This window comes from Agrococcus sp. TF02-05, assembly GCF_017565345.1.
GTDB lineage: Bacteria > Actinomycetota > Actinomycetes > Actinomycetales > Microbacteriaceae > Agrococcus > Agrococcus pavilionensis.
Map to the genome: position 1 here is coordinate 50185 of NZ_JAGEKO010000008.1, position 12888 is coordinate 63072.

14 protein-coding genes, 1 tRNA gene and 1 pseudogene are annotated in these 12888 nt (G+C 72.5%); 6 read left to right on the forward strand and 10 right to left on the reverse strand.

What is annotated here, in order from left to right; translation table 11 throughout:
* Positions 1–7 precede the first annotated feature (7 nt).
* From JQT67_RS09150 to JQT67_RS09175, 6 genes and pseudogenes are all read right to left on the reverse strand, one after another.
* On the reverse strand, positions 8–1624 hold the full coding sequence (locus JQT67_RS09150) for an ABC transporter substrate-binding protein (RefSeq protein ID WP_208064527.1): 1617 nt from the start codon (positions 1622–1624) through the stop codon (positions 8–10).
* A 371-nt stretch (positions 1625–1995) separates the two neighbouring features.
* Positions 1996–2685 (reverse strand): 50S ribosomal protein L1, encoded by a 690-nt coding sequence (gene rplA, locus JQT67_RS09155; protein ID WP_208064402.1) that lies wholly within the window; start codon positions 2683–2685, stop codon positions 1996–1998.
* Between the two features lie 80 nt (positions 2686–2765).
* Positions 2766–3197 carry a 50S ribosomal protein L11 gene (gene rplK, locus JQT67_RS09160; protein ID WP_021009780.1) on the reverse strand — a complete coding sequence of 144 codons (432 nt, stop codon included), beginning with the start codon at positions 3195–3197 and terminating at the stop codon, positions 2766–2768.
* A gap of 78 nt (positions 3198–3275) precedes the next feature.
* Positions 3276–3881 (reverse strand): annotated as a pseudogene (gene nusG / locus JQT67_RS09165) (transcription termination/antitermination protein NusG); the annotation flags it as partial.
* A 120-nt stretch (positions 3882–4001) separates the two neighbouring features.
* Positions 4002–4268 (reverse strand): preprotein translocase subunit SecE, encoded by a 267-nt coding sequence (gene secE / locus JQT67_RS09170; RefSeq protein WP_021064900.1) that lies wholly within the window; start codon positions 4266–4268, stop codon positions 4002–4004.
* A gap of 68 nt (positions 4269–4336) precedes the next feature.
* Positions 4337–4409: transfer RNA gene (locus tag JQT67_RS09175), tRNA-Trp, on the reverse strand.
* Between the two features lie 295 nt (positions 4410–4704).
* Between JQT67_RS09175 and JQT67_RS09180 the strand changes: the two genes are divergently transcribed.
* Genes JQT67_RS09180 through JQT67_RS09205 form a run of 6 tightly spaced genes read left to right on the forward strand, consistent with a single transcriptional unit; the run spans position 4705 to position 10396 of the window.
* Entirely contained in the window at positions 4705–5898 is a 1194-nt protein-coding gene (locus tag JQT67_RS09180) for a pyridoxal phosphate-dependent aminotransferase (protein ID WP_374222125.1), read from the forward strand.
* 18 nt (positions 5899–5916) lie between these two features.
* Positions 5917–6816, forward strand: a complete 900-nt coding sequence (locus JQT67_RS09185; protein WP_208064403.1) for an alpha/beta hydrolase — start codon at positions 5917–5919, stop codon at positions 6814–6816.
* Positions 6817–6876: 60 nt separating this feature from the next.
* A complete protein-coding gene (locus tag JQT67_RS09190) occupies positions 6877–7740 on the forward strand; it encodes an ABC transporter ATP-binding protein (protein ID WP_208064404.1) in 864 nt (287 codons plus the stop codon).
* Positions 7737–8600, forward strand: a complete 864-nt coding sequence (locus JQT67_RS09195; protein WP_208064405.1) for an ABC transporter permease — start codon at positions 7737–7739, stop codon at positions 8598–8600. Before JQT67_RS09190 ends, JQT67_RS09195 begins: the two co-directional genes overlap by 4 nt.
* A 12-nt stretch (positions 8601–8612) precedes the next feature.
* Complete coding sequence (locus JQT67_RS09200) at positions 8613–9785, forward strand: sensor histidine kinase (RefSeq protein ID WP_208064406.1); 1173 nt, start codon at positions 8613–8615, stop codon at positions 9783–9785.
* Entirely contained in the window at positions 9782–10396 is a 615-nt protein-coding gene (locus JQT67_RS09205) for a response regulator transcription factor (RefSeq protein WP_208064407.1), read from the forward strand. Before JQT67_RS09200 ends, JQT67_RS09205 begins: the two co-directional genes overlap by 4 nt.
* Before the next feature lie 3 nt (positions 10397–10399).
* On the opposite strand, the gene JQT67_RS09210 is transcribed toward JQT67_RS09205, so the two are convergent.
* The 4 genes from JQT67_RS09210 to JQT67_RS09225 are packed head-to-tail and all read right to left on the reverse strand — an operon-like array spanning position 10400 to position 12879.
* On the reverse strand, positions 10400–10822 hold the full coding sequence (locus tag JQT67_RS09210) for a VOC family protein (RefSeq protein WP_208064408.1): 423 nt from the start codon (positions 10820–10822) through the stop codon (positions 10400–10402).
* Between the two features lie 52 nt (positions 10823–10874).
* Positions 10875–12023, reverse strand: a complete 1149-nt coding sequence (locus tag JQT67_RS09215; RefSeq protein WP_208064409.1) for a UDP-N-acetylmuramate dehydrogenase — start codon at positions 12021–12023, stop codon at positions 10875–10877.
* Positions 12020–12433, reverse strand: a complete 414-nt coding sequence (locus tag JQT67_RS09220; protein WP_208064410.1) for a MaoC/PaaZ C-terminal domain-containing protein — start codon at positions 12431–12433, stop codon at positions 12020–12022. The genes JQT67_RS09215 and JQT67_RS09220 overlap by 4 nt, the downstream gene beginning before the upstream one ends.
* Positions 12430–12879: a MaoC family dehydratase N-terminal domain-containing protein gene (locus JQT67_RS09225; protein ID WP_208064411.1), complete on the reverse strand. Its 450-nt coding sequence runs from the start codon at positions 12877–12879 to the stop codon at positions 12430–12432. Before JQT67_RS09225 ends, JQT67_RS09220 begins: the two co-directional genes overlap by 4 nt.
* Between the last annotated feature and the right edge of the window lie 9 nt (positions 12880–12888).

Below are 12888 nucleotides of genomic sequence, written 5' to 3' on the forward strand. Positions count from 1 at the left end.
ATCGAGGCTACTCGCTCAGCTCGATCATGTTGAACACCTCGTCGTTGACGGGGCTGGCCGGGTAGGAGGTCACGCGCTCGGCGAACGCGAGCGACGGCGCCGGGTGCGCGAGCGGGACGCCCGGCACGAACTGGGCGATCTGCTCGTTGATCTCCTGGTACGCCTCGGTCGCGTCCTCCGGCTGCGGGATCTGCCGCGCCTCGGTCAGCGCGCCGAACAGCTCGGCGTTCTCGAAGCCCCACTCGTTGGAGTAGCCGTTGAAGAAGACGCCGACGAAGTTGTCGGTGTCGTTGTAGTCACCGGTCCAGCCGAGCAGGTGGATGCCGTGGTCGGCCGTGCCGCGCATGCGGTCGAGGTAGTCCGTCCACTCGTCGGCGACGGGCTCGACCGTGATGCCGACCGCCTCGAGCTGCGACGACAGCGCCGTGAAGATCTGCTCGGGGTTGGGCATGTACGGGCGCGAGACGTTGACCGGGTAGTTGAACTGCAGCGAGAGGCCATCGGCGAAGCCGGCCTCCGCGAGCAGCTCCTGCGCACGGGCCGGGTCGTACTCGTAGTCGGTGACGTCCTCGTTGTAGCCGTTGACGACCGGCGGGATGAACTGCGATGCGACCTCGGTGCCCTCGGGGAGCACCTGCGTCACGAGCGCCTCGCGGTCGATCGCGTGGGCGATCGCCTGGCGCACCCGGATGTCCTGCAGCTCGGGGATCTGCTGGTTGAAGCCGAGGTAGAGGATCGTGAACGGGTCGCGCTGCATGACGTTGAAGCCGGCCTCGTCGAGCGCCGCGGTGTCGGCGGGAGCGACGAGGTCGTAGCCGTCGATGTCGCCCGACTCGAGCGCCTGGCGGCGAGCGGTCGGGTCGTCGATCACGCGGAAGACGATCTCCTGCACCTGTCCCTGCTCGCCCCAGTAGTCGGGGTTCGCCTGCAGGACGACCTCGCTGCCGGGCGACCAGGACTCGAACACGAACGGGCCGGTGCCGGTCGGGTGGGCCTCGCCGTACTCGCTGTACTCGGGCGCCTCCTCCGAGCCGCCGACGTCATCGGCGCCGTACTCCTCGAGCGCCGTCGGGCTCTGCATCGCGAAGGCGGGCAGCGAGAGCGAGGCGATGAAGCCCGAGAACGGGCGGGTGAGGTTGACGGTCGCCGTCAGCTCGTCGTCGGCCGAGCACGACTCGTAGAGCGCGTTCTCGTCGCCGGCGAACCCGCCGTAGAGCGAGCCGTAGTAGTACGAGAGGCTCTCGGTCGCCGTGAGGCCGGTCCAGTTGTACCAGCGGTCGAAGTTGGCGCAGACGGCCTCGGCGTTGAACTCGGTGCCGTCGTGGAAGGTGACGCCTTCCTGCAGGTCGAACGTGTAAGAGGTGCCCTCCTCGTTCGACTCCCAGTCGGTCGCGAGCAGCGGCGCGGGGTCGGCCGTGCCGGGCTCGACACCGACGAGGCCCTCGAAGATCTGGCGGGAGATGCGGAACGTCTCGCCGTCGGAGGCGAATGCGGGGTCGAGGCCCGACGGATCGGCGGAGGCGCCGAAGATGAACGTCGAGTTGACGTCGCTGTCGGGGGCAGCGCTGTCGTCGGTGCCGGAGTCGCGCTGGGACTGCACGCAGCCGGTGAGCGCGAGCGTCATCGCCGCGCCGCCCGCGAGGCCTGCGAGGAGGCGCCGCTTTGCGGATCGATTCACGATCTTGGACCTTTCGTGGAAGGGACTGATCGCAGTGCTCGCGGCTCTGCCGTGAGCATGCGTAGGGCCAACCTAGCCGCTGGAGAGCGCGAACGATGTCACGGCGCGGTCACGATTGCGTGACGACGGTGCCGATGCAGGACGAGCCCCGGCGAAGCGCGCGCCGGGATACGACGAGAGCCCCGCCGAAGCGCGCGCTGGAGCTGGAAGCGGAGGCGCTTTCGCGCCTCCGCCGCGACGCCAGCGCCGGCGCGCGTCCCGCGCGCCGGGATACGACGAGAGCCCCGCCGAAGCGGGGCTCTCGCGCGAGACGCATCTCAGATGGACGTGACGTCCACCGGGATGCCGGGGCCGAAGGTCGTCGAGACCGTGGCCTTCTGGATGTAGCGGCCCTTGGAGGACGACGGCTTGAGGCGGACGACCTCCTCGAGCGCGGCGCTGATGTTGTCGTGCAGCTGCTCCTCCGAGAACGAGGCCTTGCCGACGATGAAGTGCACGTTGGCGTGCTTGTCGACGCGGAACTCGATGCGGCCGCCCTTGATGTCCGTCACGGCCTGCGCGACGTTCGGGGTGACCGTGCCGGTCTTCGGGTTCGGCATGAGGCCGCGGGGGCCGAGCACCTTGCCGAGTCGGCCGACCTTGCCCATGAGCTCGGGGCTCGCGACGGCGGCGTCGAACTGCGTCCAGCCGCCCGCGACCTTCTCGATGAGCTCGTCGGAGCCGACCTCGTCGGCGCCGGCGGCGATGGCGGCCTCAGCGGCCGGGCCCTGCGCGAAGACGATGACGCGAGCGGTCTTGCCGGTGCCGTGAGGAAGAGAAACGGTACCGCGGACCATCTGGTCAGCCTTGCGCGGGTCGACGCCGAGCTTGAGCGCGACCTCGACGGTCGAGTCGGTCTTCGCCGAGCCGGTCTCGCGAGCGAGCGCGACGGCCTCGGCGGGGGTGTACTGCTTGCCAGCCTCGATCTTCTCGGCTGCGGCCCGGTAGGCCTTGGACTTCTGTGCCATGTGGATCTCCTAGATCAGAGTTCGCGGTGCGCGCCTGGCCGGCGCTCCCACTGATGAGCCGAGCGGCTCGGATGCCGAGGTCAGCCCTCGACGGTGATGCCCATGGAGCGGGCAGTGCCGGCGACGATCTTCTTCGCGCCCTCGATGTCGTTCGCGTTGAGGTCGACGAGCTTCTGCTGCGCGATCTCCTCGACCTGCGCCATCGTCAGCTTGCCCACCTTCGTGGTGTGCGGGACGCCGGAGCCCTTCTTGACGCCAGCGGCCTTCTTGATGAGCTCTGCGGCCGGCGGGGTCTTGAGCACGAAGTCGAACGAGCGGTCCTCGTAGACGGTGATCTCGACCGGGATGACGTTGCCGCGCTGGTTCTCCGTCGCGGCGTTGTACGCCTTGCAGAACTCCATGATGTTGACGCCGTGCTGACCGAGCGCCGGACCGACCGGCGGGGCGGGGTTGGCGGCGCCGGCCTGGATCTGCAGCTTGATCAGACCCGTGACCTTCTTCTTGGGTGCCATGTCTCTTCCTTCTTGATGTGTCGCGGTCGCGCGGGCACGCTCGGGGCCCGGGACCGCATCCAGCCCTCTTGAGAGGGACTAGAGCTTGCTGACCTGGCCGAAGCCGAGCTCGACCGGAGTCTCGCGCTCGAACAGGCTGACGAGCACGGTGAGCTTGCGGCTCGCCGGCTGGATCTCGCTGATGGTGCCGGGGAAGCCCGCGAACGAGCCCTCGGTGATCGTGATGGTCTCGCCGACCTCGAAGTCGACCTCGACCGTGACCTGGTTGGGCTGCTGCGAGGGCGCCGCCTTCTGCTGCTCGGCGAGCTGCTCGTCGGCGATGGGCTTGAGCATCGTGAACGCCTCGTCGAAGCGCAGCGGGGCCGGGTTGTGGGCGTTGCCCACGAAGCCGGTCACGCCGGGCGTGTGGCGCACGACCGACCAGGTGTCCTCGTTCAGGTCCATGCGGCAGAGCACGTAGCCGGGCACGCGCACGCGGTTCACGCGCTTGGCCTGGCCGTTCTTCGTCTCCAGCACGTCCTCGGTCGGGACCTGGATCTCGTAGATGCCGTCGACCTGCATGTTCTCGGCGCGCGAGGCGATGTTGGCCTTGACCTTCTTCTCGTAGCCGGCGTACGAGTGGATGACGTACCACTTGCCGGGCTTGAGGCGCATCTCGCGCTTGAAGTCCTCGTAGGGGTCGGTCGCGGGCTCCTCGGGCTTGGCCTCGTCCGGGACGAGGTCGTCGAGCGCCTTGTTCAGCTCGATGTCGAGGTCGTTGACGTCAGACACAGTCCACCTTCTCCTTCACGTTCCGCGTCGGGTTCAAGCGAGGCCGAACAGCGGGATGTCGCCGAAGACCCAGCCCACGAGCGAGCCGAACAGCAGGTCGAGGCCCGACACCAGGAGCATCATGAACACCACGAACACCAGCACGACGAGCGTGTAGCGGATCAGCTCCTTGCGCGTCGGCGTGACGACCTTGCGGAGCTCGACCAGGACTTCCTTGAGGAAGGTCCACAGGCGCAGGAACGGGTTGCGAGAGCCGCCCTCGCGCGTGCGGGGTGCCTCCTCGATCGCGTTCTCAGCCACGGTGACCCTTCGATTCGTTCGGCCCGGCTGCTGCCGAGGCCAGTCAAGCGCCGTTCCGGCGCCTTCTGCAGGGCGGACAGGACTCGAACCTGCAACCTGCGGTTTTGGAGACCGCTGCGCTACCAATTGCGCCACCGCCCTGGGCGGGTGGAGAGCCATGCTGTCAGCACCGGCCGGGGCGTGCGACATCATGGCGGTTGTCAACCACCGAGGGAACAGCATACTTCGGCGCGGCACCCGCTGTCCACTTCGCCGAGTGTCGCGGACCTGCGGTGGCGCGCCGAGGTCCGGCTGCGCGCGAAGGCAGGGTAGTACGGATCGGTCGCTCGACCGCCGGCCCAGGCGACCATCCGGTGCCAGCCGCGAGGCGAGTCGCCCGTCGCGGCCGATCCGCCATGTCGTCGCGGCGGATGCGCGTCCTCGTAGGCTGGGAGCCGTGAACCGCATCGCCGCGCGCATCGCCGCCATCAACGAGTCCGCGACCCTCAAGGTCGACGCGAAGGCCAAGGCGCTCAAGGCCGCCGGCCGCGACGTCATCAGCTACGCCGCGGGCGAGCCCGACTTCGCCACGCCGCCGAACATCGTCGAGGCGGCGCAGCGCGCGCTCGCCGACCCGAAGAACTATCGCTACACGCCCGCGCCGGGCCTGCCCGAGCTGCGCGAGGCCATCGCGGCGAAGACGAAGCGCGACTCGGGCCTCGAGGTCGAGCCGAGCCAGACGCTCGTCACGAACGGCGGCAAGCAGTCGGTCTACCAGGCCTTCCAGACCATCCTCGACCCGGGCGACGAGGTGCTCGTGCCGACGCCCTACTGGACCACCTACCCCGAGGCGATCGGCCTCACGGGCGCGCGCCAGGTCGACGTCTTCGCGGGCGCCGAGCAGGGCTACCTCGTCACCGTCGATCAGCTCGAGGCCGCGCGCACCGAGCGCACGAAGGCGCTGCTCATGGTGAGCCCCTCGAACCCGACGGGCGCCGTCTACCCGGCCGAGCGCATCCGCGAGATCGCCGAGTGGGCCGACGCCAACGGCCTGTGGGTCGTGAGCGACGAGATCTACCAGAACCTCGTCTACGACGGCGAGCGCGCGGTGTCGGTCGTCGAGGCGCTGCCGGCGCTCGCCGACCGCACGATCCTCGTCAACGGCGTCGCGAAGACCTACGCGATGACCGGCTGGCGCGTGGGCTGGATGGTCGGTCCCGCCGACGTCATCAAGGCCGCCGGCAACCTGCAGTCGCACCTGACGAGCAACGTCAACAACGTCGCGCAGCGCGGCGCGCTCGAGGCGCTCACCGGCCCGCAGGACGCGGTCGCCGACATGCTCGCAGCCTTCGACCGGCGCCGCCGCACGATCGTCGAGGAGCTCTCGCGCATCCCCGGCTTCTCGGTGCCGACGCCGAAGGGTGCGTTCTACGTCTACGCGGATGTGTCGGGGCTGCTGGGCAGGGAGTGGGGCGGCGTGCGCGCCGAGACGTCGCTCGAGCTCGCCGACCTCATGCTCGAGCAGGCCGAGGTCGCCGCGGTGCCCGGCGAGGCGTTCGGCCCCTCCGGCTACCTGCGCTTCTCGTACGCGCTCGGCGACGAGGCGCTGCTCGAGGGCGTCCAGCGCCTGCAGCGCCTGTTCGCCGCGTAGCCTCCCGGAGCGACCCCCGTGGAGCTCGAGCGCGTCGATCCGGAGCTGCGCGAGGCAGTCGCGACGCTCCGCGGCGTCGACCTGCGCCGCCCGATCGGCCGCTGGCTCGGCCGCGTCGCCCCGCGCCTCATCCGCTGGCCGCGAGCGGCGGGGGTGCGCATCCGCCGGGAGCGCCTCGGCGGCGTGCGCGTGCGCACCTACGCGCCGCCGAGCATCCGCTCGGACGCGGTGCTGCTGTGGGTGCACGGCGGCGGCATGATCATCGGCGCGCCGCACATGGACGACCGCGTGTGCTCCGAGATCGCCGCGCGCGTCGGGATCGCGGTCGTGAGCGTCGACTACCGGCTCGCGCCCGAGCATCCCTTCCCCGCTCCGCTCGACGACTGCGAGCGCGTGTTCGCAGCGCTCGTCGCACAGGGGCACGAGCGCATCGCCGTCGGCGGGCAGAGCGCGGGCGCGGGCCTCGCGGCCTCGCTCGCGCAGCGCCTGCTCGACGCCGGCGGCGCGCAGCCCGTCGCGCAGCTGCTCTTCTGCCCGATGCTCGACGACCGCACCGCCGCGCGCACCGAGCTCGACGCCGAGCGGCACTTCGTCTGGGACAACCGCGCCAACCGGCTCGGCTGGCGCGCGCTGCTCGCCCGAGAGCCCGGCGCGGCGACCGTTCCCGAGCACGCCGTGCCCGCGCGCCGCGACGACCTGCGGGGGCTGCCGCCCGCGTGGATCGGCGTCGGCGACATCGACCTGTTCCACGACGAGGACGTCGACTATGCCGAGCGGCTGCGCGAGGCGGGCGTCGACGTGCAGCTCGACGTCGTGCCCGGCGCGCCCCACGGCCTCGACGCGATCGCGGGCGGCTCGCGGCTCGCGGCAGCGCACCGGCGCTCCGCGATCGACTGGCTCTCGCGCGCGCTCGGCTGACGCGCTCCGACCCACCGATCGGTGGATGCCGAGGGGCGCGGCCCGCGCGAGCCTGGTGCCATGACCACCGCACCCGCCGTACTCGCCGACGGCCTCACGAAGCGCTACGGCGCGCGCACCGTCGTCGACGACGTCTCCTTCCGCATCGAGCCCGGCGAGACCTTCGCGCTGCTCGGCCCCAACGGGGCCGGCAAGTCGACGACGGTCGAGATGCTCGAGGGCTTCCGCACGCCGACGAGCGGCGCCGCGAGCGTGCTCGGCGTCGACCCGCGGCACGCCGACCGCGCGTGGCGCAGCCGCATCGGCGTCGTCCTGCAGTCGACCGGCCAGGCCGATGCGCTGACGGTGCGCGAGATCCTCACCCACTTCGCGCGCGTCTTCCCCTCGGCGCGCGACGTCGACGAGACGATCGCCGCAGTGGGGCTCGCCGAGCACGCGAAGCGCCCGGTCGGCAAGCTCTCGGGCGGCCAGCAGCGCCGCGTCGACGTCGCCCTCGGCATCATCGGCCGGCCCGAGGTGCTCTTCCTCGACGAGCCGACCACGGGCTTCGACCCGCAGGCGCGGCGCGCCTTCTGGCAGCTCATCCGCGACGTCGCGGCCGACGGCACGACCATCCTGCTCACGACCCACTACCTCGACGAGGCGGAGCAGCTCGCCGACCGCGCGGGCATCATCGCCGGCGGCCGGCTGCTCGCGATGGATCGCACCGACCGCATCGGCGGCGCCGACGCGCGCACGCCGATCGTGCGGTGGTCGGATGCGTCGGGCCACCACGAGGTGCGCACGCACGAGCCCGCCGCGGTCGTGCGACAGCTGCGCGGCGAGCCCGCCGACCTCGAGATCATGCGCCCCTCGCTCGAGGACGTCTACCTCTCCCTCATCGGCGACGACGCCGACGACCAGCCCGAGGAGGCTGCAGCATGACCGCCATCGCTCCGCTCACCGCCGGCGCCGCCCCCGCGCGCACCGGCCTCCGACCCGGCCACACGCTGCGGTGCGCCGCCGACCGCGTGCGCATCGAGCTGCTGCAGTACTTCCGCCGCAGCGACGCGCTCGTGTTCACCTTCCTGTTCCCCGTGCTGCTGTTCGCGATCTTCGCGAGCGCGTTCGGCTCGCTGCCGGCGATGCTCGAGCTCGAGGGCCAGCAGGTGACGCAGGCCCACTACTACGTCCCCGCGATGCTCGCGGCCGGCGTGTTCCTCTCTGGCGTGCAGAACCTCGGGATCGAGATCGCGGTCGAGCGCAACGACGGCACGCTGCAGCGGCTCGCCGCGACCCCGCTCCCGGTGCTCTCCTACTTCCTCGGCAAGCTCGGCCAGCTGCTCGTCACCTCGCTCGCCCAGGCGGCGCTCCTGCTGGCCGTCGCGGTCGGCGCCTTCGGCATCGACCTCCCGACCGAGCCCGAGCGCTGGTTCGCGCTCGCTTGGGTGTTCTTCGGCGCGCTCGTGTGCTTCGCGGTGCTGGGCGTCGCGGTCGCGCAGATCCCCCGCACCGTGAGCAGCGCATCCGCCGTCGTCATCCCGCTCGCGCTCATCCTGCAGTTCGTCTCGGGCATCTACCTCGCCTTCCCGATGCTGCCGGAGTGGCTGCAGACGATCGCGAACCTCTTCCCACTCGCGTGGGTCGGGCACGGGATGCGCTTCGCGCTGCTGCCCGAGATCGCCCACCACCTCGAGGTCGGCGAGGCGTGGAACCTGCAGGGCGTCGCGATGGCCCTCGGGATCTGGGCGGTGGTCGGTACCGTGGTGGCAGCGCTGACGTTCCGCTGGATCAAGCGGGGCTGACCGGAGGACGACATGACGGCGAGCGAGCCGCTGCGCGCCGGGGGCGAGAGCGCTCCCGGCGCCGCTCGCGTGCGCGCGACGGCCATCGAGGACCCGCGGATGTGGGATGCGTTCGTCGGCATCGGGGTCGTCGTGCTGCTCGTCGTCGCGGGCTTCGCGGGCGACCTGCCGTCGATCGCGCTCGGCGCCGCCGGGGTGCTCACGGTCGGCGCCGCCTACCCGCTCGCGCGCCGGGCGATGCTCGAGGAGCGGCCGAGCACCGCCTTCCAGGTCGCCGCGGTCGTCGGCACCGCGGTCGCTGCCTTCGCGTATCCGCCGCTCGCCGGCACCCAGGCGCTCGCCGCGCCGCTCCTGTGGGTCGCCTCGTGCGACAGCATCCGTCGAGCCGTGGTCGCGAACGTCGCGCTCTTCGCGGCCGTGCTGGCCGCGTTCCTGCTCTCGGGCGGCGACGCGTGGCTGCTCACGACGACGCAGTCGCTCAGCTTCGCCTTCAGCATGGTCATCGGCCTGTGGATCTCGGGGCTCTCGCGGGCGACCGAGGAGCGCGACCGGCTCATCGCCGAGCTCGAGGCCGCGCAGGCCTCGATCGCACGGCTGAGCGGCGAGCACGCGACCGCCGCCGAGCGGGCGCGCATCGCCCGCGACCTCCACGACACGATCGCGCAGGACCTCGCCGCGATCGCGATGCTCGCGCAGCGCCGCGGCGCCGACGCGGCGACGCTCGCCGCGGTCGAGGAGCTCGCGCAGGGCGCGCTCGCCGAGGTGCGCGGGCTCGTCGCCGCGAACGCACCCGTCGGCCTCGACGACGGGCTGCCGATCGCGCTCGAGCGGCTCGGCGAGCGCTTCGCGGCCGAGACGGGCATCGCGGTGCGGGTCGAGGCGGTCGCGGTCGAGCTGCCGGTCGACGCGCAGGCGGCGCTCCTGCGCACGGCGCAGGAGTCGCTCGCGAACGTGCGCAAGCACGCCAGCGCGGCGAGCGTCGGGGTCACCCTGACGGCGGATGCGTCCGGCGTGCGGCTCGAGGTCGCCGACGACGGGCGCGGGTTCGACCGCGCCGCGGTGCGGCGGGGACTCGGGCTGCAGGGCCTCGACGAGCGGATGTCGCTCGCGGGCGGCAGCCTCGAGATCGACTCCTCGCCCGCGGGCACGCGCGTCGTCGCTCGGGTCGGCGCGGGGGCGGCGTGATCCGGGTCGCGGTCGCCGACGACCACCCGGTCGTGCGCGGCGGCCTCGCGGCGCTGCTGGCGGAGGCGGACGACATCGAGGTCGTCGGGCAGGCGGCCGACGGCGAGGCGCTCGTCGCGCTCGCGCGGCAGGAGCGCCCCGACGTCGTGCTCACCGACCTGCGGATGCCGGGGGTCGGCGGCGCGGAGGCGACCCGGCGCATCCTCGCGGAGCTGCCGCAGACGCGCGTGCTCGTGCTGACGACCTACGACTCCGATGCCGACATCCTGGCGGCGACGGAGGCGGGCGCGACCGGCTACCTGCTGAAGGCCGCGCCGCCGCTCGAGATCTTCGCCGCGGTGCGCGCGGTCGCTCGGGGCGAGCGCGCGATGGCGCCGACCGTCGCGCGAGCGCTCGCCGACCGCCAGCGCGGTCCGGCGCTCGCACTCTCTGCCCGCGAGCGGGAGGTGCTCGAGCGCATGAAGGCGGGCGCGACGAACGCGGCGATCGGTCGCGCGCTGTTCATCGGCGAGGCGACGGTGAAGACGCACGTGCAGTCGATCTTCGCGAAGCTCGGCGTGCGCGATCGCACCTCGGCGGTCGCGGTCGCGATCGAGCGCGGCCTGCTCTGAGCCCTATCCCACCGGGACGAAGCGCTCCTCGCCATCGAGCTCCTCGAAGAGGGTGAGCGTGAGGTCGGCGGGACCCTCGAGTCGCGCGTTCCGCGAGCGCCACGGCGTCTCAACGGGCTCGGCGATCACGGTCGCACCGGCGGTCTCGAGCCGTCGCGTGACGCCCTCGGCGTCGTCGACCTCGAACGCGACGCGCATCCGCGGGCTCTCCCGCCCGTCGGCCTCGATCCGGTCGATCATGCGCTTCTGCGCGGGGTTCGCGAGCTCGAGCGTCGCGCGACCGGCGTCGAGGATCGCGACGCGCGCCTCGCCGTCGCCCTCGAACGCCGCGATCTCGGGCAGGCCGAGCGCATCGCGGTAGAACGCGAGCGCGGCCTCGAAGTCCTCCGCCTCGACGACGAGGCGCAGCTGCATGGGAGCGGTCATGGCAGCGGCAACCGCGGCCGCGTCGCGCGCATTCCCGCGCGGGCTGGTGCGCCTACAGCTGCAGGCCGACGAGCACGGGCTCGGGCACGAGGTGCACGCCCCACTGGTTCTCGACGCGAGCCTGCACGAAGCGCGCGAGCTCGGCGATCTCCTCGCCCGTCGCACCGCCGCGGTTCGTGAGCGCGAGCGTGTGCTTCGACGAGATCGCCGCGCGCGAGCCCGGGAGCGAGAAGCCGCGGCCGATGCCCGAGTGCTCGATGAGCCACGCGGCCGAGAGCTTCACGCGCGGCACGGGCCGCTCGAGCGGCGGCACGGCGTCGTCGGCGCCGAGCGGGAGCACGACCGGCTGCGGCTCGGGCGCGACCGACCAGCGGGGCGCGTCGTCGGGCAGCCCGGCGGCGAACCGCGCGGAGACGACCGGGTTCGTGAAGAAGGAGCCGGCGCTCACCGAATCGGGGTCGTCCGAGAGCACCATGCCCTTCGAGGAGCGCAGCGCGAGCACCGATGCGCGCACGTCCTCGAGCGGCACGCGCGTGCCGAGCTCGACGCCGAGCGCTGACGCGAGCTGCTGGTAGGCGATCGGCTGGCTGCGACCGTCGGCCGAGCGCCGCAGGCGCAGGTCGACCGAGAGCACGACGCCGCGCAGCACGCCCTGCTTCATCGCCGAGTCGCGGTAGCCGAGCCGCAGCTCGGCCGCCGGCACGAAGCGGGTCTCGAGCGTGTCTGCCTCGAGCAGCTCGAGGCCGACGAGCGTCGACGAGAGCTCCTGGCCGTAGGCGCCGATGTTCTGGATCGGCGCGGCGCCGGTCGAGCCCGGCACGCCGCTGAGCGCCTCGATGCCCGCGAGCCCCTCCGCGACCGTGCGCTCGACGAGCGCGTCCCACGGCTCGCCCGCCTCCACGCGCAGCACGACCGAGTCGTCGGGCGGCGGCTCCTCCCCCGCCGGGCGATGCGGCGGCGGGGCGGCGGGCAGGGCGCGGATGCCCCGGGTCGAGATCTGCAGCACGGTGCCCTCGAACGGCTCGGACGACGCGACCGTGTTGGAGCCGCCGCCGAGCAGCAGCAGCGGCTCGTGGTCGTCGGCGAGCGCCTCGGCGTAGGCCGCGGCGACCTCCTCGCGCGTCGTCGCCTCGATCCAGCGGGCGGCCTCGCCGCCCACCCGCATGGTCGTCGCGTCGGCGAGGCGCTGCGGGGCGCTCATCCGTCGGTCTTCACGACGACCTGCGCCTTGCCGAGCACGGTCTGCTCGGCGCTCGTCACCGTGAGGTCGATGCGCGCCGTGCCCTCGCCGAGCTGCCCGACCTTCGCGACGACGTGGAGCGCGGCACCGGTCTCGGGGTCGACGACCACGGGCCGCGTGAAGCGCACCTGGTAGTCGAGCACGCGCTCGGGCCCCGCCCAGGCGACGACGGGCTGCACGGCGACGCCCATCGTGAGCATCCCGTGCGCGAGCACGCCCGGCAGGCCGACCGACGCGGCGACGTCGTCGCGGTAGTGGATGGGGTTGAAGTCGCCGGAGGCGCCGGCGTAGCGCACGAGCGACTCGCGCGAGAGCGCGATGTCGCGCTCGGCGACGACCTGGCCCACCTCGAGGCCGACGAGCGCGCTCATGCCGGCTCCCCCGCCACCACGAGCGACGACGTGGCCGTCACCACGTGCTCGCCCGACGCATCCGTCACGCGCGTCTCGCACGTGACCATGTCGTTGCCGCCGAGCGAGCGCACGCGCGTGACGGTCAGCTGCCCGGTGAGCTCGTCGCCGGCGACGATCGCGCGCGTGGCCGTGAAGCGCTGGTCGCCGTGCACGATGCGCTCGAGCACGATCCCGGCGGCGGGGTCGTCGAGCAGCTGGTTCCAGGTGAGCTGCTGGATGACGATCGGGAACGTCGGCGGCGCGATGACGTCGGCGTGGCCCGCGGCGCGAGCGGCCTCGACGTCGTGGTGCAGCGGGTGCCCTGCCTGCACCGCGCGCGCGAACTCGCGCACCTTCTCGCGGCCGACGAGGTAGGGCGGCGTGGGCGGGTACTGCCTGCCCTGGATCTCGGGGTTGACTGGCACCCGGCCAGT